The organism is Edaphocola aurantiacus, assembly GCF_019797745.1.
GTDB classification, from domain to species: domain Bacteria; phylum Bacteroidota; class Bacteroidia; order Chitinophagales; family Chitinophagaceae; genus Edaphocola; species Edaphocola aurantiacus.
The window spans coordinates 543,798-564,324 of the sequence record NZ_VOSI01000003.1; the positions used below are offsets into that span (position 1 = coordinate 543,798).

Annotated in this window: 16 protein-coding genes; 1 reads left to right on the forward strand and 15 read right to left on the reverse strand. The window is 44.3% G+C overall.

From position 1 onward, the window contains the following. Positions 1 to 12 precede the first annotated feature (12 nt). From argH to pnp, 14 genes are all read right to left on the reverse strand, one after another. Positions 13 to 1,311: an argininosuccinate lyase gene (argH, locus tag FTD44_RS11070; RefSeq protein ID WP_222166500.1), complete on the reverse strand. Its 1,299-nt coding sequence runs from the start codon at positions 1,309 to 1,311 to the stop codon at positions 13 to 15. Continuing rightward, the gene (locus FTD44_RS11075; protein ID WP_222166501.1) at positions 1,304 to 2,407 is read right to left on the reverse strand and encodes a M20/M25/M40 family metallo-hydrolase; all 1,104 of its coding nucleotides are present in this window, start codon (positions 2,405 to 2,407) and stop codon (positions 1,304 to 1,306) included. The genes argH and FTD44_RS11075 overlap by 8 nt, the downstream gene beginning before the upstream one ends. Next, the gene (gene argB / locus FTD44_RS11080; protein ID WP_222166502.1) at positions 2,404 to 3,183 is read right to left on the reverse strand and encodes an acetylglutamate kinase; all 780 of its coding nucleotides are present in this window, start codon (positions 3,181 to 3,183) and stop codon (positions 2,404 to 2,406) included. The genes FTD44_RS11075 and argB overlap by 4 nt, the downstream gene beginning before the upstream one ends. Continuing rightward, a complete protein-coding gene (locus FTD44_RS11085; protein ID WP_222166503.1) occupies positions 3,176 to 4,153 on the reverse strand; it encodes a Rossmann-fold NAD(P)-binding domain-containing protein in 978 nt (325 codons plus the stop codon). Before FTD44_RS11085 ends, argB begins: the two co-directional genes overlap by 8 nt. Before the next feature lie 13 nt (positions 4,154 to 4,166). Continuing rightward, on the reverse strand, positions 4,167 to 5,312 hold the full coding sequence (locus tag FTD44_RS11090; protein ID WP_222166504.1) for an aspartate aminotransferase family protein: 1,146 nt from the start codon (positions 5,310 to 5,312) through the stop codon (positions 4,167 to 4,169). Positions 5,313 to 5,327: 15 nt separating this feature from the next. Further along, positions 5,328 to 6,311, reverse strand: coding sequence for an N-acetyl-gamma-glutamyl-phosphate reductase (gene argC / locus FTD44_RS11095; RefSeq protein ID WP_222166505.1), 984 nt, complete (start codon positions 6,309 to 6,311; stop codon positions 5,328 to 5,330). Further along, entirely contained in the window at positions 6,298 to 7,515 is a 1,218-nt protein-coding gene (locus FTD44_RS11100; RefSeq protein WP_222166506.1) for an argininosuccinate synthase, read from the reverse strand. The genes argC and FTD44_RS11100 overlap by 14 nt, the downstream gene beginning before the upstream one ends. Continuing rightward, positions 7,508 to 8,233, reverse strand: coding sequence for a GNAT family N-acetyltransferase (locus tag FTD44_RS11105; RefSeq protein WP_222166507.1), 726 nt, complete (start codon positions 8,231 to 8,233; stop codon positions 7,508 to 7,510). The genes FTD44_RS11100 and FTD44_RS11105 overlap by 8 nt, the downstream gene beginning before the upstream one ends. A 541-nt stretch (positions 8,234 to 8,774) precedes the next feature. After that, positions 8,775 to 10,727 carry a tetratricopeptide repeat-containing sensor histidine kinase gene (locus tag FTD44_RS11110; protein WP_222166508.1) on the reverse strand — a complete coding sequence of 651 codons (1,953 nt, stop codon included), beginning with the start codon at positions 10,725 to 10,727 and terminating at the stop codon, positions 8,775 to 8,777. A 207-nt stretch (positions 10,728 to 10,934) separates the two neighbouring features. Then, a complete protein-coding gene (locus FTD44_RS11115) occupies positions 10,935 to 11,834 on the reverse strand; it encodes a porin family protein (RefSeq protein ID WP_129021389.1) in 900 nt (299 codons plus the stop codon). A 6-nt stretch (positions 11,835 to 11,840) separates the two neighbouring features. Further along, positions 11,841 to 12,653 (reverse strand): hypothetical protein, encoded by an 813-nt coding sequence (locus tag FTD44_RS11120; protein ID WP_222166509.1) that lies wholly within the window; start codon positions 12,651 to 12,653, stop codon positions 11,841 to 11,843. Continuing rightward, the gene (locus tag FTD44_RS11125) at positions 12,653 to 13,135 is read right to left on the reverse strand and encodes an RNA polymerase sigma factor (RefSeq protein WP_222166510.1); all 483 of its coding nucleotides are present in this window, start codon (positions 13,133 to 13,135) and stop codon (positions 12,653 to 12,655) included. Before FTD44_RS11125 ends, FTD44_RS11120 begins: the two co-directional genes overlap by 1 nt. A gap of 161 nt (positions 13,136 to 13,296) precedes the next feature. Continuing rightward, positions 13,297 to 15,336: a M13 family metallopeptidase gene (locus FTD44_RS11130; RefSeq protein ID WP_222166511.1), complete on the reverse strand. Its 2,040-nt coding sequence runs from the start codon at positions 15,334 to 15,336 to the stop codon at positions 13,297 to 13,299. Positions 15,337 to 15,447: 111 nt separating this feature from the next. Continuing rightward, on the reverse strand, positions 15,448 to 17,778 hold the full coding sequence (gene pnp / locus FTD44_RS11135; protein ID WP_222166512.1) for a polyribonucleotide nucleotidyltransferase: 2,331 nt from the start codon (positions 17,776 to 17,778) through the stop codon (positions 15,448 to 15,450). Between the two features lie 434 nt (positions 17,779 to 18,212). On the opposite strand from pnp, the gene FTD44_RS11140 reads away from it, so the two are divergent. After that, positions 18,213 to 19,007 (forward strand): hypothetical protein, encoded by a 795-nt coding sequence (locus tag FTD44_RS11140; RefSeq protein ID WP_222166513.1) that lies wholly within the window; start codon positions 18,213 to 18,215, stop codon positions 19,005 to 19,007. Here the strand turns inward: FTD44_RS11140 and FTD44_RS11145 are convergent. Further along, complete coding sequence (locus tag FTD44_RS11145; RefSeq protein WP_222166514.1) at positions 19,004 to 20,509, reverse strand: phytoene desaturase family protein; 1,506 nt, start codon at positions 20,507 to 20,509, stop codon at positions 19,004 to 19,006. The genes FTD44_RS11140 and FTD44_RS11145 overlap by 4 nt on opposite strands. Positions 20,510 to 20,527 lie beyond the last annotated feature (18 nt).

The window sequence follows — 20,527 nt, forward strand, 5'->3', positions numbered from 1 at the left end:
TTATTTCATATACTAGACAAACCGTTTACAGGTCTGTTCCATTATCTTTTTGATCTCATCATTACAGAGATTGCCAATACTGCCTTCATGGCTGTGTTGTATGCTTCTTAATGGTTTAAAAGTACCAGCGGCAATATCATTGCCCACTTGCCGGTACGCATCCCGGAATGGTATACCCTGCCCTACCAGTTCATTGACCGCTTCTACACTGAAGATATAAGTATACATTTCAGCCTCCAGTATATCTTGTCGTACTGTTATCGCATCCAGCATTAGTTTCATCATCTGAATGCAGTTATTCAGTTCATTGATGGCTGGGAAAATAATCTCTTTGGTCAGCTGTAACTCCCTGTGGTAGCCGCTGGGCAGATTTGCCAGTAACAGGCTCAGCTCATTAGGGATAGATTGTATACGATTACACTTACCCCGTATGAGTTCCAGCACATCAGGATTCTTTTTATGCGGCATAATGCTGCTCCCGGTAGTCAGTTGATCCGGGAAGGAAATGAACCCGAAATTCTGTCCCATATACAGGCAGCAATCCATAGCCAATCTGCTTAATGTTGCCGCAATACCTGATAAGGCAAAAGCCAGCGTCTTCTCTGTTTTGCCACGGCTCATCTGCGCATAAATACTGTTCCAGTGCAGGTTTTCAAAGCCCAGTAACGCTGTAGTGCGTTTTCGGTCTAAGGGGAAAGATGAGCCGTACCCTGCCCCGCTACCCAATGGGTTTTTGTTACACAAATCATATGCAGTGGCCAGCAGTGCCAGGTCATCGGTAAGGCTTTCTGCATATGCACCCAGCCATAATCCTATAGAGGAAGGCATGGCTACCTGTAAATGCGTATAACCGGGGATCAGCACATCTTTATACTCCTCACTTTGCTGTATAAGGCTTGTAAACAGGTCTGCTACATTGTTTTTAAGGTCCAGGCAGGCATCTTTAAGGTATAATTTGATGTCTACAGCCACCTGGTCGTTACGGCTACGCCCGCTGTGGATCATTTTACCAATATCCCCGATCATTTCTGTCAGCAATAATTCTACCTGAGAGTGAATATCCTCAACACCGGGTCTTATAGAAAAATCACCGGCAGCAATGGTTTGGGCAATACGTTGTAATCCCTCAATTGCAGCAGCGGCCTGTTCGGGACTCATCAGCCCGACCTCACCCAGCATGTGTACATGCGCAATAGAACCCTGTACATCATAAGCGGCGAGTAACAGGTCGAATTCATTATCCCGTCCCACCGTAAACCGTTCTACGGCCTCCGATACATCGGTTTGTTCTTTTTGCCAAAGCTTATTCATAAGCAATTATATTTTGTAAAAGTGCATGATATCCATCAATGCCTTTTTGTAGATCATCAATAAAAATAAATTCATCCGCCATATGACTTCTGGCACTATCACCCGGTCCCATCTTTAGTGCAGGAAAAGGCATCAATGCTTTGTCGCTGGTAGTCGGAGAGCCATAGGGCATAGCACCAGAGCGCATGCCAGCCTGCACCAGCGGGTGTTGTTCTGCAATGGAGGTTGCCCTGAGCCTCAGGCTGCGTACCTGTAAACGGCTCCTGACCTGCTTCTGGAGGATGTGCAATACTTCCTCCAGGCTATACAGTTCATTAACCCGGACATCAATTGTAAACCGGCAATCGGCCGGAACAACATTGTGTTGCTTATTGCTGGTTTCAATACTGGTTACACTAACCTGTACCGGGCCCAGAAAGGGACTGACTCTGTCAAACTGATATACCCTCAGAGTATTTATATCATCCATTGCCTGATACAGCGCATTGACACCTTCCTGTGTTGCAGCATGTCCTGCAACACCTTCGGTATAAGCATCTATAACCAGCAATCCGCGTTCTGCAACTGCTAACTGCATCAAGGTTGGTTCGCCCACAATAGCAGACCAGGACTGGCTATATGCCGTGTATTCCCGGAATGCTGTATCCTGCAATAGTAATTCAATACCCCCGCTCCCGCTAATCTCCTCCTCTGCTGTAGCAGCAAGTACCAGGTTGAAAGGAAGATCCGTTCTGTCATAGTAAGCGGTAAAAATACTGATGAGACATACCAGGCTTGCTCCTGCATCATTACTTCCCAATCCGTATAAGCATCCGTCGTTAATTACCGCTTGAAAAGGATCGCGTGTATAGCCTGGATTAGGTTTTACTGTATCATGATGCGAGTTAAGCAGGATCACCGGCTTACGCTCATCGAAATGAAGATTCCGGGCATAAATATTGTTTCCGGCTTGTTTCGTTTCAATGCCTTTGGCCTGTAACCAATGCATTATACAGGCTGCGGTTTGCTGCTCTTCCTTGCTGAAAGAAGGAATGACAATCAGATACTGTAACAGTTGCAGCGCATCATTCATCAGCTGTGTAGGAGCGCCTGTCATATCTCAATTTTTGTGCCGCAACGGCCTTCCAGTAAATCCGGTAAATGCTCTGCCTGTCCTATATATACGCGGTGTACACCAGCTTTGAGGGCTGCAAAGGCATTGTCCAGTTTTGGTATCATGCCGGCAAATATGCGGTCCTCTTTTTTGAGTTGCTTGTACATTTTTGGTTTCAGCAAGGTAATGACAGAAGTGTCATCTGCTATATCCAGCAACACACCTGCCTTTTCAAAAGAAAAGATCAGCTGGGTTTTATAATCATTACTCAATGCCTTAGCCACCTCCTGTGCAATGGTGTCGGCATTTGTATTCAGCAATTGTCCTGCACCATCATGTGTGATGGGCGCAATAACAATAGTATCTACAGTCTTGAGTAATCGTTTCATAGCCTTGATCCGCACGGTGTCTATATCGCCCACATATCCGTAATCGATCAGTGCATCGCGTTTATGTGCCCGGATGATGTCGGCATCGGCACCGCAGATCCCGACTGCTTTACAGTCTTTAGCTTTCAGCTGGGCCACAATATTTTTATTGATATAGCCCGCATAAACCATGGTCACCACTCTAAGGGTCTCCTCATCTGTAATCCTGCGTCCCTCCACCATTTCCTGCTGTATGCCCATCTGTTCAGCCATTCTGGTGGCGAGTTTACCGCCGCCGTGTACGAGTATTTTTTTTCCGGGCAGCTGGGCAAATTGCTGCAGAAATAATTCCAGTTTCTGATGATCGTCAATGATACTTCCGCCAATCTTAATAATATTTATCTTATGCATATTGCTGTAATATTTGTGCGATAACGGCCTGTGCAGCCCATACTCTATTGCCCGCCTGCTGGGTCACCAGGCTGTTAGGGCCGTCCAGTATAGCATCACTTAATTCTACATTCCGGCGTACCGGCAGGCAGTGCATCACCTTCGCATGCGGAGCATATTGCAGGTCCTGATCCTGTAGCATCCAGTTGTCTTGCGGCGCGGCCATGGTACCATAGTCCTTATAACTGCTCCAGTTTTTGATATAGATGATGTCTGCATCCCGGATGGCTTCTATACGGTCATGGCTGATGTGTGCACCGGTAGTGTATTTCGGATCAAGGTCCATCCCTTCAGGATGGGCAATCACGAAATTGGCCTGGTCCCATGCGCTCATCCACTGCGCAAAACTATTGGCCACACATTGTGGTAATGGTTTTACATGCGGTGCCCAGCACAATACTACTTTGGGTGTTGAAGATAGTTGTTGTTCGCGGATCGTCATCAGATCAGTCAGGGATTGCAGGGGGTGTAATGTTGCGCTCTCCAGGCTGATGACCGGAACAGTTGTGTACCGGATAAATTGCTGCAGATAGGCTTCTGCATAATCACTTTCCCGGTCTTTTAATCCGGGGAAAGTACGTATGGCCAGGATGTCGAAATACTGGCTCAGTACAGGTGCAGCATCCTTAATATGTTCCACTGTACTGCCGTTCATGATAGTGCCTTCTTCAAATTCCCAGGTCCAGCCTTCACTGCCGGCATTAAATACAATGGCCTGCATGCCTAATTGTTCCGCAGCTACCTGTGTGCTCAAACGAGTGCGCAGACTGGGATTCAGGAAGATCATCCCGATGCGTCGGTTGCGGCCCAGGTGCTGATGCCTGAAAGGATCTTGTTTGTATTGTAACGCTTCATTAATCAGCTGATCGATTGCTGCAGAAGGGGGAATCTGGTTCCGGCTAATATCATTTACGGAAGTAAAGTATTTCATTTGTACGGTAATTTTAAGAAGGTTGTAAATCTTTGATCGCTTGTTGTATCGCGGTCAGGAACGCATCTGCCTCTGCACGGTTCAATGCCAGACTGGGCAGTAAACGGATCACATTAGGCTTTGCTTCGCCGGTAAAAATGTGGTATTGCTCCAGTAAGTGTTTCTTTAAGGAAGCGATACTTTCGGGTACATCAAAACCAATCATCAGTCCATGGCCGCGTACATGCTGCAATGGCGCTATCTGACGCAGGGCATTCATCAGGTACTCCCCTGTTTCACGGGCATTATCTATCAGTTGTTCCTGATCGATTACATCCAGCACAGCCAGAGCCGCAGCACAGGCCAGGTGGTTGCCACCGAAGGTGGTGCCCAGCATAAAATACTTTGGTGCTATATGCGGTGCTATAATGATGCCGGCTACAGGGAAGCCATTACCCATGCCCTTGGCCATAGTATAGATATCTGCATCTACCCCGGCATGGTCATGGCTGAAGAACTTACCGGAACGGCCATAGCCGCATTGTACGCTATCGGCAATATATACCGAACCGTACTGATCGCAAAGACTACGGATCAGTTGCAGAAAAGAAGGTGTGGCAATATTGATGCCGCCTACGCCCTGTATCCCTTCAATAATCACCGCAGCAATCTGCTCTCCTTCAAACTCAAACAGTGCTTTGAGCTCTGCCTCATCATTAAACGGGAGAAAGATCACATTATCCGTTTCATTGACCGGGGCTATATATTGCTTATTGTCGGTAGCACTTACCGCCAGTGAGGTGCGCCCGTGAAATGCTTTGCTGAAGGCTACGATTTTTTTACGATTGGTATGGAATGATGCCAGCTTCAGGGCATTTTCATTTGCTTCTGCACCACTGTTGCAGAGAAACAGCTGATAATCGGTTTTGCCGGATACCTGACCTAGTTTGTCAGCCAGTTGCTGCTGCAAAGGAATCTGTACAGAATTGGAGTAAAAAGCAATCTGGTTCAGTTGTTCGGTAATAGACTGTGTCCAGTGAGGATGTGTATGTCCTATGCTGATCACAGCATGACCGCCATACATGTCCAGGTACTGCTGTCCGTGATTGTCCCATACATAGGAGCCTTGTGCCCTGGCAATATGTATCGGATTGATCGGGTAAACGTCAAATAATTTCATATTATATCAATGCTTTTAAAATGCTGATGGTTTAAGATACAGTCCGCTGGTTTCCGGGACCTGCATCATAAGGTTCATATTCTGTATTGCCTGTCCGGATGCACCTTTGATCAGATTGTCAATGGTGGAGTGAATGACTAAGAGATCACCCTCCTGTTCCAGTTGCAGGATACATTTATTGGTATTGACCACTTGCTTTAAATGTACCGGAGTGGTACTCAGGTGCACAAAAGGATGGTCTTTATAAAGGTCTTCGTACCATGCAGCAACCGTTTCTAGAGCTACGCTGCACTTCACCTGACTACTGACAAAAATCCCTCTCTGGAAATCTCCGCGCCAGGGTACAAAATGCAATTGCTGTTGTGTGTATCCATTTTGTACCTGTGCCAGAGATTCGCTAATCTCTGCCAGGTGCTGATGGGTAAGGGTTTTGTAAGCCTGTATATTATTGGCCCTCCAGCTGAAATGAGCAGTACTGCTCAATGATTGTCCGGCCCCGGTACTACCGGTAATGCCGGTAATATAGCTTTCTCCCAGCATGCCTTTGGCCGCCAATGGCAAGAGACCCAGTTGTATCGCAGTAGCAAAACAACCAGGATTGGCTACAGACTGTGCCGTGCTGATTGCTCCTTTATTCAGTTCCGGCAGACCATATACAAACTGACGAGTACCTGTTACAGCCTGTGCTTTAAGTCTGAAGTCATTGGCCAGGTCTATAATACGGACATGCTCCGGGATCGTATTATACTGCAGGAAGGTTGCTGATTCTCCATGCCCCAGGCACAGAAAAAGTACATCAATATCCTCGCTGATAGTATCTGTAAAGACCAGCTCAGTATCGCCCAGCAGATCACTGTGTACCGTATGTACAGGCTTACCCGCATTACTTCTGCTGTGTATGAAACTGATTTGTGCATAAGGGTGCTGCAGCAATAAACGGATCAGTTCTCCGCCTGTATAACCCGCTCCGCCTATAATTCCTGTTTTAATACTCTGCATCTGCTTTTGTTTTTTGAGCTGCCTGTACAGCATTCCATATTTTTACCTGGTTACCGAATATGGTGCTGAAGCCTCTTACATCAGTCCCGGTATAACCAGAATTCATTTCTCCGTATTGTCCGAAATCGTTGCGCATCAGGTCGTATGCACTGTCTACACCAGCTACCTGAAAGCGATACGGTAACAGGTGCAGATATACTGTTCCTGTTACCTGTTGCTGGCTGTGGGTAAAGAAGACTTCTATATCCCTCATTACCGGGTCCAGGATCTGGCCTTCATGCAGCCAGTTGGCATAAAATTGCGACAGGGTATCTTTCCACTGCAATTGCCATTTGGTGAGCACATGTTTTTCCAGTGCATGGTGCGCTTTCAGGATGACCATTGGTGCTGCGGCTTCAAATCCTACCCGGCCTTTGATCCCGATAATGGTATCTCCGATATGTATATCTCTGCCTATGGCATATGCCCCGGCAATATGCTGTACTGCTTTGATGGCATCTGCGGGATGCGAATAGATAATTCCGTTAACCGCCTTCAGTTCTCCCTGTTCGAAATACAGGCTTAATTCCTGCATCTCTGTTTGGGTGCACTGTGTAGGCCATGCCTCTTCCGGCAATACACCATGACTTTGCAATGTTTCTTTGCCTCCTATGCTGGTACCCCACAGTCCTTTATTGATGCTGTAGGCCGCTTTCTCAAAATTCATATGCACCCCTTTAGATTGCAGGTATGCGATCTCTTCTGCACGGCTCAGCTGCATATCCCTGATGGGTGTAATGATCTCAATGCCTGGTATGAGCTGATGAAAAATCATATCGAACCGTACCTGGTCATTGCCCGCTCCGGTACTGCCATGGGCTACTGCATCTGCTTCCAGAGCCTGTGCATGACGGGCTATATGTACTGCCTGGCATAAACGCTCTGCACTTACACTGAGGGGATAGGTATTGTTTTTAAGGCAATTGCCGTAGATCAGGTATTTGACAATAGTATCATAATAATCCTCCACTGCATTAATGGCCGTATGTGATACCACTCCCAGCTTTTGGGCATGTGCCGCAATAGCATCCAGTTCTTCCTGGTCGAAACCTCCTGTATTCACAATGATGCTGTGTACTTCATACCCGCAATCATGTGAAAGATACTGGGCACAATAAGTAGTGTCCAGGCCTCCGCTGAATCCTAAAACAACTTTCTTACTCATGAGTTTCTTTGTTTTGTGTGTTTAATGATGCTTGTTGTTCTGCCTTACGTTTCTGTTTCTTCTGAGTCGTGGCTTTAATCAGTTTGCCCAGCATGTTATTGCGTTTGAAGCGTACCAGGCGTTCAAAAACCTTATTCTTTTCTTTGAAAAACTGGCGGGTAATCTTGGGTGAATAATGATCTTCAGGATCGTACATCATCGCCGTGCAGAGGCAGTTCTTGCGCTCCTTCATCGTCAGGATATCATAATTGATACAGCTTTTACATCCGGACCAGAACTGTTCATCCTGAGTCAGTTCGCTATAGGTGACAGGCTCATAACCCAGGTCACTATTGATTTTCATCACGGCGAGCCCGGTAGTGAGTCCGAAGATCTTTGCTTTGGGATAGAGCTTCCTGCTGAGTTCGAATATTTGTTTCTTGATGGATTTGGCTACACCCAGCGCCCGGTAATCGGGGTTTACGATAAGGCCGCTGTTGGCCACAAAAGCACCGTGACTCCAGGTCTCGATATAACAGAACCCTACCCAATCATTATTGGTCGTCAGTGCAATGACAGATTTGCCTTCGATCATTTTCTGAGCAATGTAGTCAGGCGACCGCTTGGCGATTCCTGTTCCTCTGACTTTAGCACTCCGCTCCATTTCGATGGTGATCGTTTCTGCGTAATGAATATCTGCCTCTTGCGCAGTGCGAAAAATCAACTTAGTGTTTTTCACGTAAATAAATTTTTAGATGGTACGTATAGATACAAAACGACGCATGCAACACCACGGGTTTGGTGTGCAGCGTTTATTTCCAAGCACTGATAGCAGTTTGTAAACAACTACTACCAGTCTATCGTCGCGATGATCTGGGGGTAAAATGCGAAAGAGGGCCCGCTGGAATAACAGCGGTATCGCATGCAAATTGATATGTAAGTGAGTTGATCAATTTTGTAAAATGTGCGGCAAATGTATTACATAAATCGAAAAAAACAAGATGCACAATATGAATATTTTCTGATTGTTATATTAAAAGTTTGTTAGAGCATCGCTGTAATCCTTTCCTGTACTGTGTTTGTATTATTTCAAAAAAATGCCGTGAAGCCTGAAAAAAATCTGCAGACTTTGTTCGTTTGCTGTACTCAATGCGCTGTTCCTCCGTCAATATCAAAAATAACAGGTACAGATGAACACAAGTTTGCGACAGGATTAATTTATCGTAAACTCCTTCCGATTGGCTACAAGTTGTATCCGATATTTCTTGCTTTTGAAGTATTTATGGCCTGGGGAAATAAATGTGAAATTCGGTACCATTTCCCGGCGAACTGCTGACCTCAATTTTGCCGCCATTGGCATCTACAAACGATTTTACGAGGGTGAGGCCAATGCCGAACCCTGTCTCATTTTTGGTGCCGAAAGAGTTTATTTGCTTGCCTGATGAATGAAACAATTTGGACAATTTCTCGGCAGACATCCCTACGCCTGTATCTTGAATAATGATAATTGTTGAATCCACATCAGATTGGTAGTCAATACTGATGGTGCCTTTATCAGGAGTGAATTTTATGGCATTATCTATAATGTTACGGATGATGACCTGGAACTGGTCAATGTCTGCAAATATTGCTGCAAATACAGTTGCCGTATGCTTTACGGCAAGTTGCTTTTCTACTATTTCATGTTCAAAAACACTCAGTATCTCTTCCGTTACTTCATAAGCATTGATCTCCGTTTTATAGGCTATTAATCCCCTGCTCTGACTATTCGCCCAGTTTAACAGCTGATCAATCATATTGCGGGTGGCCAGTGTATGATGATTCATTTTTTCCAGGATAGACTGGAAATCTTCCCTGGAAACATCCATATTCCTGATCACATTAAGGGTAAGGATGATGGAGGAAAGTGGTGATCGTAAATCATGACTGATCACGGAAAGAATCATATCCTTTGTCTCATTCAGTTCAGAAAGCTGGTCTTTCTGCCGTTTGATTTCTTCTTTTCTCAAAGCCAGTAAACGGCTCTTTTCGGTAAGCTCTTTGTTTAAAAAATCTTTTTGCCCAGAGGATCGGTAGATAATGGTGATGAGTATAATTAAAAGCGTAGTGACGGCCAGGAAGCATATGATTACAACCCGTTGAAATTTGTTTTCCTGCGCTGATATCAGGTTTTTTTGCTGTAAAGTATAATTCTGTAAGCGCTGATGTTTTAAATTAAGTGCATTGATGCTGGACTGTTTTTTTTCATTGAACAGGCTATCCTGGTACTGGATATTTAAAAGTGTATATTGGTATGCTTTTTCGAAATTGCCCTGACCGGCATAGATTTTTCTTAATACAGCAAGGGCGCGGTTCGCATCCCATTTAGTGCCGTTTTTCTGTGCAAGCAACCATCCTTTCTCTGCGTAGTCAACTGCAGTAGTGTTATTGCCCAACTGCTCGTAGCATTCCGCAAGTCCGGTGTAGGCAAAGCTGTTCTCCCAATCATTCTGGTAAGCAGTATCCTTAATCACCATGAAATAATAGCTAATAGCAGTCTGCGTTTTGCCCATTTTTAAATACATCTCCCCCAGCCTGTTGCGCACCATGAGTTCGATGTTCTTTTTCCCGGTTCTTTGTGCAATAAATGCAGCAGTCCGGTAAGCCTGTTCTGCCTCTCGGTACAAAGCCTGTTCGCTGAAGCAGAGACCGATATTAAAGTAATTAGCGGCTAATTTGGTAGAATCATTCAGACGCAGATTAATGTTCAGGGCCAGATTAAGTTCTTCACGTGCTTCACTTGTTTCGCCCTGTGCCAGGTGTATCAGACCTAATAAATTACGCACTCTTCCAATGGTCACTTCATCTGCTATACCGGTATTGATATGCAGGCTGTTTAGGGCGCATTCCAGTGCCGTTTCATAATTCCCTTTTATATACTGTATCTTACCCGTACCGAATAAGCCGTCTGCCAGACCTTTCTTATAGGAAAGCGAATCGGACAAATAAATGGCACTGTCAATCAGTGTTTCAGCAGTAGTAAAATCCTGCTTATCTGAAAGTATCTGTGCCTGCTGATTTAAGCTGTCGATTTGTTTGATACCTGCCTGTTTGTGATTCAGCCATTTGATATTCCTGTTCGTAGCCTTCGAGACAATTATATAGGTAATCAGCGCTATGATGGCGACCGCCAGTGTCCACTTAAGAAAGGTATTGATCCGCTTCAGGCCTATGTAATGATATTTTTTTTTCATTGTTATTTAATCTGCTTCTGGTCACCACAAAACAAGTAGTCAGCTGGTGTCCGGAAGTAAAATACTAATTTTAAAACAGTTTAAAAACTATTGACATTATTCACGCAGAAATATATGGATTGAGGCCTGTAATCATATCGGCTTATTCAAAATAAAAAAGCTCTTCCTGGAAAGGAAGAGCCATATGTTATAGAAGGGTAATCAGTATTAAATGCCTCCGAAACGGATGCCGAATGCAATTGGTTGGTGTGTGATAGATTCTGTTTTGTACAGGTTAGTCAGCTGGTAAGAACCAAAGAAACGAACTTCTCCCAGACCGATCTCTGCATTCAGGTTTACATTGTAATCGCTGAAGTTGAACTGGTCGTGATTTTTTACTTTACCGCGCTCTCCGGAGATCTGTTTGGTCCAGCTGCTCAGGCGGTAGCCAAAGCTTGCCCCGAAGCCATAAGTAAGCCAGTTGCTTTTGTCAATGCGGTGATTGAAGTTCAGCATCAAAGGCACAGTCAGGTATTGTACAGACATTTTATTTTTGGTGAAGGCTACATCATCCATTTTGATTTTGTAATCCGGTTCACTTTGCAGCGTAATATTTTTATTGAAACGGAAATTATAGATCTGCAAACCCACACCTGTATACAGGTTCATCTTAAAGTTTTTCTGACTTACAACTTTGTAGTTGAACATAACCGGGTAGATATTTACATTCCAGGAACGGCCGTTTTTGAGGCTGAAAATATCTCCGTTTACTTTATCAGCAGGAATGTTGGCAAAGTTGTTCATCAAAGCCGGGTCCGCTACATTGTATACGGTCTGATCGTTGAGCAGATTGAGGCCCAGATCAAGCATACCCCATTGCACCTGGAATCTTTTCTTTTTATATGCAGCTTCTTTCTTTTTGTCACTGACACGGATGCCGTTAGAGCCGATAGAGATATAGGTTGTACTCTTTTTAGAAGTATCCTGGTTATCCTTATTTTCAATGACGTACATCTCTACATCACCGTCTTTCTCTTTGGTAACAACTGTTGTTTCTTTTGTTTGTGCCTGTGCGAATAATGGGCTCAGCAAGGCGCCGCTTAATGCAATGAATATGGACTTTTTCATGTTTAATTATTTTAGGGTTATGGTATATGATTTGTGGATAAAGTTTCCTAATGATATCTCAACGGTGGTGCTTTTTTCTTCATTCAGCAACCAGTTTCCGGCATTGATCACATCGCCCAGCAGGCCTTTGGGAGCATGATCATCCTTGGCTATTTTAGCCAGTGCAAGAGTCATATCTTCCATTGCGGTAGTATTGTTTTCAGCGATAGGGCGTATAGGGCTGGTCTGTACTGTTGCAAGAGAAATATCTGTCGATTGGTTGGCAAGGAGGCGAACGGTCCTTTGTACTTCAGGAGCCGTCTCCTCTGGTCTGATCAATGCCAGTGTTCCGGGATCGGGATTGGCTTTGCGTACTATTTTTTCTGTTTTTCTTTTTACAGGTGTATTGGTATTATTTTTTGATTTATTGTTGCCGGTGGGCTCCTGTGCAGGAGGCAATGCCGTATTCAGGTTCTGTGGCAGCTGCGATTTAACAAGGCTGTTGTCTTTGTACACTTGTTCCTGTTGTGCGCCGAACCACAGGGCAGATATGATGGCTATAGGTGCCAGTGCTGCCGCTGCATAATATGGCCATCTGCTGCTGCGTTTTGGTGCAGGTACAAAGGCTATTGTTTCCGGTTTTTTCAGCTCATCCTTAAACGTACACACTATATCCTGCTCATCTTCCAGCTTTAAGGAAAGATATGTGTCATACAGTTCCTGGTACTCAGGGCTGCCCGCGATAATATCGCGTACGTTCTGCTCCTGAGCCGGATCAAGCTCTCCGTCTACCAGCAGTAAGATCTGCTCTTCGATGTATTGATTGTCCGTATGTTTCATTACAATATCTGTTTTTTACTGATGAGGTACTCTTTTAATGTTTTCCTTGCTCTGTGCAGGTATACTTTAACCTGTGCATGACTGAGCTCGGTTATCCTGCCTATTTCTTCATAACTATACCCTTCGTAATCTTTAAGCAGGATGAGTGTTTTGCTCTGTTTGTCGAGAATTTTTAATGCTTCTTGTAAATATCCTTTCCATTCACTATGTTGGTTTGGGTTAACGGTTGCGGTAATCTGTTCTTGGTGTAGTTCACTGTTTCTCGGCTTTCGGAAATGGTCCATACATCGTCGGTGTGCAATGGTGAACAGGTAACTTTTTACTTTTTCCGGCGGTACGTCTTCCCGGTTTATCCATAAGGTCTCGTAGCTCTGCTGCACAATATCTTTCGCTTCTTCCGGCTCCTGGACGGTTTTGAGTGCAAACCGGTAAAGCCGGTCTGCCCACTCTTCAACAGCAATATTGTATTCTTGTGCGGTCATTTGATAGTTAATCGGATGTGGAGCAAAAAAGTTACAAAAGTTTTTAAATATTTTTTATTGTTATGCGATTTCTGCTGCTTTTTTAGTCCACATATATAAAAGTGTGGCGCGCCGAAGGCGCGCCACACAAGCATTTACGGATATATGCAACGAATATAATCTTACCAGATTACAATACGGTTTGCTTCCGGTAAATATAATTTATTACCTTCTTTAGTGCCCCATGCATTATGGAACTCGATCAGGTGAGGCATAGGACCATTGATACGGTCAGCAGCCGGACTATGCGGATCTGTCAGCACCTGCTGGCGCAGAGCAGCATCATTAATATTAGTGTGCCACACCTGAGCCCAGCCCAGGAAGAAGCGCTGCTGCCAGGTAAAACCATCAACCAGTGCCGGTTCTGGCTTACCTTTCATTGATTTTTGCAGGGCATGATAAGCAAGCGTTAAACCACCCAGATCGGCAATGTTTTCACCGATAGTCAGTTTACCGTTTACATTCAAACCAGGCAATACTTCACGCTGGTCGAAGTAAGCAATATATTTATTAGCCAGCTCATCAAATTTCTGACGGTCTTCTTCAGTCCACCAGTTTTTCATGTTGCCTTCAGCATCATACTTAGAACCTTTATCATCAAATCCGTGGCTGAACTCATGGCCGATTACGGCAATAATACCACCGTAGTTGATCGCATCATCTGCATCAGGATTAAAGAATGGCGGTTGCAGGATACCAGCCGGGAATACTACTTCATTGTTTAATGGGCTATAGTAAGCATTAACAGTTTGCGGAGACATACCCCACTCTTTCTTATCTACTTCTTTGCCGATTTTATTGATCGATTCTTTATGTCCCCATTTACGTGCAGAAATTACATTCTCCACCAGTGTATTAGGCTTGATATCGATAGTAGAATAGTCTTTCCACTGATCAGGATAACCGATCTTGTAGGTAAATGCAGCCAGCTTCTTACGTGCTTCTACCTTTGTTTCCGGACTCATCCAGCTCAGCTGATCAATGCGCTCACCAAAAACGGTGCGTACATTCTCGATCATCTCAGCAACTTTTTGTTTAGAGCTTTCCGGGAAATATTTAGCGGCAAACAATTTACCTAAAGGCATACCCATGATGCCATTGGTTGCAGTGGTCGCTCTTTCTTCCAGGGATTTACGTTGTTTCACACCACGCATTACCGTGCTACCGAAACGGAAATCTTCATTCTGAAGGTCTTCTGATAAATAGCCTGCGAAAGAAGACAGTAACTGCCAGCGGCTGTATTGTTTCAGTGTTTCTACAGGTGTATTATTCAGCAACGCATTCAGGCTGCTCAGGTATTCTTTATTCTGAACGATTACTTCTTCAATTTTAAAACCCTGATGGCTCAGGTAACCATCCAAGTCAAAATCCTTAACCAGCGCCTTCATTTCTGCATAAGGCATCTTGTTATAGGTTTTTACAGGATCTCTCAACTCAACATTGGATAACTGTAATGCAGCCAGTGCCGTTTCAAATCTAAGGATGTTTTCTCCCGGATTTTTATCTTTCCAACCGGCCAGGGCAAACATTTTGTTGATATGAACGGTGAATTCTTTACGGATAGCAACTGCGCTGGAATCATCGCGGGAGTAGAATCCTTTTTCACCCAGGCTCAGACCGCTTTGTCCTGCGTATATCGCATTCCATTTGCTGTTCTTTTTATCGGCGTATATACCGAAACCCAGTACACCATCAACACCGGCAAGATCCAGTGATCCTGTCAGTTTGGTCCATTCTTTTACCGTCTTTACAGCAGTGATCTGGTCTACATATTTCTGGATCGGTTTAATGCCCAGTTTATTTAAAGTAGCTACATCTGAATAGGCACGGTAAAAATCTGCGATCTGCTGTGCTTCAGTTCCCTTTTTAAGGTTAGGCTGTGCCAGTATTTCAGTGATAATGCCTTTGATGCGTACATCTTTATTTTCTTTATCCAGGATACCGAATGCACCCCAGCGACTTTCTGTGCTTGGAATCGGATTATTCTTCTTCCAGCCGCCGTTGGCAAACTGGTCGAAATCATCACAGGCATGTGCTGTACGATCCATATCGCTGATCGGATATGCCGGTACTTTTTCTTGTGCTTGAATTGGATTTTGCGCCATAAATAATGCAGTGGCTGAAAGTAATAACCACTTTTTAGAATACAATTTTGAATACATAACCTAATGTTTGGGTCTCAAAGATAAGCTATTCAGTGCTAAAAAAGAGCAAAAGAAAAAGGTGCACCGGGATTAATTCCGGTACACCTTTTATATCATTTTCAGATCGGCTTACAGTGCCAGGTCCGCATCCGATGGATCGATTGCAGGGCTTTCATTGTTTGCCGGCTGTGTGTTTTGTGCTTCAGCTTGTTCACGTGGTTTTCTGTCACCGCGATCATTTCTTCTGTCGCCACCGCGATCACCGCGATCGTTACGATCTCTGCGATCACGATCACCGTTTTCTCTGCGTGGTTTTCTTTCACCTTCCGGTTGCTCTACATAACCTTCTGGTTTAGGCATCAGTACTTTTCTGCTCAGTCGGAATTTACCGGTTTTCTGGTCTACACCCAGCAGTTTTACTTTGATCACCTCGTTTTCATTCAGTACACCTTCCAGTGTTTCCAGGCGTTTCCAGCTTACTTCAGAGATATGCAGTAAACCTTGTTTGCCCGGCATGAATTCTACGAATGCACCATATGGCATGATAGATTTAACGGTAGATTCGTATACTTCACCAACCTCAGGAATCGCTACGATACCTTTGATCCAGTTCATTGCTGCATTCAGGCTCTCACCGTTGTTAGAGAATACTTTTACTACACCAGTTTCACCAACTTCTTCGATGTTGATTTCAGCACCGGTAGTACGTTGGATTTCCTGGATGATTTTACCACCTGGTCCGATTACCGCACCAATAAACTCACGATCAATGATCAGTTGTTCAATACGTGGTGTTTGTGGTTTCAGTTCTGGTCTGTATTCCGGCATAGCCTCATACATCGCATCCAGGATATGTAAACGACCTTTATTAGCCTGTGCCAATGCCTGACGCATTACATCCATGCTTAAGCCATCTACTTTAATATCCATCTGGATACCGCAGATACCATCACGGGTACCGGTTACTTTAAAGTCCATATCACCCAGGTGATCTTCATCACCTAAGATATCGGTCAGTACAGCCCATTTACCATCGCTGGCACGGCTGATCAGACCCATCGCTACACCACTTACGTGTTTAGGGAAAGGAACACCAGCATCCATCAGCGCCAGAGAACCGGCACATACAGTAGCCATAGAAGAAGAACCGTTAGACTCCAGGATGTCAGAAACTACACGTACAGTATACGCATAATCTTTTGGCATCATTTGGTACAGGGAACGTTTTGCAAGGTTACCATGTCCTACCTCTCTGCGGCTCGGACCACGCATTGGCTTGGTCTCACCAGTAGAGAATGGCGGGAAGTTATAGTGTAACAGGAATTTTTGATAATTAGATGTACCTGCAGTTTCGATCAGTAATTCATCGTCTTTGGTACCTAAAGTTACGGTGGTCATAGATTGTGTCTCACCGCGTGTAAATAATGCAGAACCGTGTGGGGTTGGTAATGCACTTGTTTCAATATACAAGCCACGTACTTCATCCAGTTTACGACCATCTAAGCGACGGCTTTCATCCAGGATCATATCACGTACTTTGTAGTATTGCATATCGTCGAAATAACGTTTTGCAAAAGAAATAGTTTCATCAGAAGGCTCTTCGCCGAAGCTCGCCATTAATTCTTCTTTCAAAGCTTTAATCGCGTCTGTACGATCATGTTTGCTGCTACCAGCTCTTGCGATTTCCAGCATACGCTCAGTAGCAAATGCTTCAACAGCAGCTTTTACTTCTTCGTTTTCTGCAAATGGAGCTACTTCTCTTTTTGCAGGAGAACCAACTTTTGCTCTTAATTCTTCCTGAGCTTTTACTTGCTGGCGAATAGCATTGTGTGCTACTTCGATCGCTTTGATCATGTCTTCTTCCTGACATTCTTTCGCCTCACCTTCTACCATCATGATGTTTTTCTCAGTGGCAGCGATGATGAAGTCCATATCAGCATCTACAATCTGTGCAGGGGAAGGGTTTACGACCATTTCACCAGCGATGCGGGCAACACGTACTTCAGAAATGATTTCCTGGATAGGTACAGTAGATACAGCCAGTGCAGCAGATGCAGCCAGACAAGCCAGTGCATCAGGCATTACCTCGTCATCATTAGAGATCAGGGAAACCAGTACCTGTACTTCACACAGGTAGCTTTCAGGGAACAGAGGACGTAATGCTCTGTCGATCAGACGGCAAATTAATATTTCATAATCGCTGATTCTGCCTTCACGTTTGAAGAATGAACCCGGGATACGGCCGGCAGAAGCGAATTTTTCTTGATAATCAACAGTCAGCGGGAAGAAAGATTGACCTGGTTTAGGTTCTTTGCTCGCCACTACTGTAGCTAATATTACGCAATCGCCGCAGCGAACGGTAACCGCACCGTCAGCCTGACGGGCGAGTTTTCCTGTCTCGATTATTACCTCTTTACCATTTTCTAAAGTAAAGGAAACCGAAGTTGGATTTAATGTCATATATCTTTTTTTTAAGATTCAGCTTAGAAGCCATATTCAGCTAAAAAATAATACGGTTAAGGCTTCTAAATAATTAACCATATTATAAGGTGTTGCGAAGGTAAGTATTAAAAGCGATAAAAAATTACAATTTATTGTAAACACAATATGATCTTATAACACTCTGATAATAAGTGTTTTTTGAGCAATATGCAAAGAGAAGTAAGGGCAGGACAATCTGTTTACCCCTTAAACGGTTATATATTTTGGATTGCTTTATGTTGATGTAAAGATGCTCAAAAATGCACTTGAATTTACCCTAACTCCCAATAGGATAAGGGTTTATTTTTTCATTACTGAATTTCATATGATATAATTCACTATCTTGTGGCTCTACTCTACTCGAATCTTACCACTGATATATTAATAAAGGAGTATTGACTTTTTAATTTTATATGAAAGGTGTTTTTTTGTTTTTATGCTTGCTTGGTACAGGCAATATGATTATGGCACAGGGCGTAACGCGTTATGTTCCCCGTCCTGATCGTCAGTATGTCAGCGTATTTGCTGACCTTAATCAGAATATGACTGCAATGGGTGGTCCGGGAACGAATAAGAGCAGAGTAGCGCCATTTGTTCGCCTTGGCTTCCAGTATCGCTATCAGTTTACGCCAGGCTTCTTCCTGGCTGGTGGTGTAGCAATCGGTAATGGAAACTTTGCGTATCGCTATCGTAAGACTTATGCCCCCACCTCCGATACAACCTATGCGAAGGGGGAACTGGGTAGTGGTGGTCTTTCAGTCCTGGTATTTGAGCCGCATATCGAAGTGGGTAAAGTAATGACCTATGGCGGTAAACATCAGATTACGGTTAGTGCCGGTGTATCTCTGCCTATGTATCTTCCAGGGATCAGCTCTATATCAGATACGACATACAGTACCACTGTGCTGTCCACCAAAGAGCGCGTACGGTTTGGAACCACGGAAACTATATCCATCAACAATGACGGGAAACATTTCGGAGTAGGTAATGCTAATCTGTATTTGGGGTACAAAAGGCTCAATTATAATGCACTGACTAATAAACTCGGACTTGGATTGATTTTCAGTTACTCGTTTTATACCAGTAATGCAGGTCTGGCGGTAAGCCGCAGTTATAATGTCAGCTATAAATACGAGATGGGCAATGCTGCAGTACAAAAGCTGACCTATGCTTCATTTGGTATCCGCCTGACTTATGATCTGCTTTAGGCTTTATTGATCTTATCTAGTAAGTATTCCATACCTACAAAATCTGCTGTTGAAGAAATGGCCGTCATGCTTACGCCCAGTACACCGTGCAGGTTTACATTTTGCCCCGTAAGGTAAAGGTTGGGTATTCTTGTTTTAGTGGTAAGGCTGGATTGATTCAGCATATTTACATCCTTTTCTATACCATATAGCTCTCCTTTCATAGAGCCCTGGTAATCTCTGTAACTGAGTGGTGTCGCCACTTTGCAGGATTTCGTATGTTGCCTCAATTCCGGGTGACGTTGTGCTACTACATTCATCAATGTATCTGCCAGGGAGGCTTTGAATTCCTGGTATGCATTATCGCGTCCCGATGGTGCCAGGGTATTGTTATACGTATCCTGCCATGCTTCAAACGCATCAGTATTGATGTAGCTGAGGATAGATACAGATTCTGCATATCCCGGATGCTGCCGGTCTTCGGTATAGTAAATGGAATAATTTACGGGAAACTCCTGTGGTAGTAAATCAATAGCCTCAAGGCTGTTCGTTTTATTCCAGTTGATATTGTAGTTTTTATAGAGAACCTGTTGTGGTTGCAATACAATATTGACCATAACTGACCCTACCGTAAGTGGTGCCTGCTGTATACGGTTTCTGAAGACAGGCTTGAGTATAGCCTGATCAGATAACAGAGCAATCGTCTGTTGCGGAGCTATATTGGAGATAAAATGATCCGCCAGGTATTCCGCTCCCGATGTACATACAGCCTTCTCAATTTTGCCGTTTTGTACCATCAGTTCTTTTACCTGCTCATGCCGGTATATGGTGCCCCCGTAAGCCATCAATTGCTTCCAAAGCTGTTTTGAGATCTGTCCGCTGCCTCCGGTGCAACGCCAGGAGCTGTCAATGTAACTTTTGCTGACCAGTGCATGCTGGTAGAAGGGTGTCTTATCGTGATGGCCTGCATATAGAATAGCATTGCCGGTCAGTGCCTGCTGTAATGCAGGACTTGCTTTTATTTCCTGTAGTACTGATGATAACTTCCAGTCCGAAACTTTATGCTTCTCACTGGCATCACCCATGCGCAGGTTGTATAAGGGGAAATGATCGCAGGTATATTGCAGCAGCCGGGCATACTCTTTTATAGCCGCCTGTTCTTTCGGGAAATAGCTGTTCAGCTGCTCGGTAAAATGATCCAGGTTTTGCGCCAGTGCATAGGACTTATCGTCTGCACCGGATATGATCTGGTCAAAGCAATCCATGTCCAGGCGCTGCAATTGCAGGTGCTGTTGTATGCCCGCATAATTAAATATGCGATGCAGTACCTCACCCTCATTCAGTGAGCCGATATAGTGCACAGCACTATCAAATATTTTCTTGTCGAATGAAAAAGACTGAAGGCAGCCCCCGATCTGTTTGTTTTGCTCCAGCACCGCTACATCAAAGCCTTCTTTGGCTAACAGTACAGCCGTCAGCAATCCACCCAGCCCGGAGCCGATAATAACAACCTGGTGTTTCATATATCCGGTCAAATATAA

What these genes read in the sequence shown, in the direction of transcription:
- argH (WP_222166500.1), bottom strand. Translation starts at nt 1,311, where the DNA reads ATGAATAAGCTTTGGCAAAAAGAACAAACCGATGTATCGGAGGCCGTA.
- FTD44_RS11075 (WP_222166501.1), bottom strand. Translation starts at nt 2,407, where the DNA reads ATGACAGGCGCTCCTACACAGCTGATGAATGATGCGCTGCAACTGTTA.
- argB (WP_222166502.1), bottom strand. Translation starts at nt 3,183, where the DNA reads ATGCATAAGATAAATATTATTAAGATTGGCGGAAGTATCATTGACGAT.
- FTD44_RS11085 (WP_222166503.1), bottom strand. Translation starts at nt 4,153, where the DNA reads ATGAAATACTTTACTTCCGTAAATGATATTAGCCGGAACCAGATTCCC.
- FTD44_RS11090 (WP_222166504.1), bottom strand. Translation starts at nt 5,312, where the DNA reads ATGAAATTATTTGACGTTTACCCGATCAATCCGATACATATTGCCAGG.
- argC (WP_222166505.1), bottom strand. Translation starts at nt 6,311, where the DNA reads ATGCAGAGTATTAAAACAGGAATTATAGGCGGAGCGGGTTATACAGGC.
- FTD44_RS11100 (WP_222166506.1), bottom strand. Translation starts at nt 7,515, where the DNA reads ATGAGTAAGAAAGTTGTTTTAGGATTCAGCGGAGGCCTGGACACTACT.
- FTD44_RS11110 (WP_222166508.1), bottom strand. Translation starts at nt 10,727, where the DNA reads ATGAAAAAAAAATATCATTACATAGGCCTGAAGCGGATCAATACCTTT.
- FTD44_RS11115 (WP_129021389.1), bottom strand. Translation starts at nt 11,834, where the DNA reads ATGAAAAAGTCCATATTCATTGCATTAAGCGGCGCCTTGCTGAGCCCA.
- FTD44_RS11120 (WP_222166509.1), bottom strand. Translation starts at nt 12,653, where the DNA reads ATGAAACATACGGACAATCAATACATCGAAGAGCAGATCTTACTGCTG.
- FTD44_RS11125 (WP_222166510.1), bottom strand. Translation starts at nt 13,135, where the DNA reads ATGACCGCACAAGAATACAATATTGCTGTTGAAGAGTGGGCAGACCGG.
- FTD44_RS11130 (WP_222166511.1), bottom strand. Translation starts at nt 15,336, where the DNA reads ATGTATTCAAAATTGTATTCTAAAAAGTGGTTATTACTTTCAGCCACT.
- pnp (WP_222166512.1), bottom strand. Translation starts at nt 17,778, where the DNA reads ATGACATTAAATCCAACTTCGGTTTCCTTTACTTTAGAAAATGGTAAA.
- FTD44_RS11140 (WP_222166513.1), top strand. Translation starts at nt 18,213, where the DNA reads ATGAAAGGTGTTTTTTTGTTTTTATGCTTGCTTGGTACAGGCAATATG.
- FTD44_RS11145 (WP_222166514.1), bottom strand. Translation starts at nt 20,509, where the DNA reads ATGAAACACCAGGTTGTTATTATCGGCTCCGGGCTGGGTGGATTGCTG.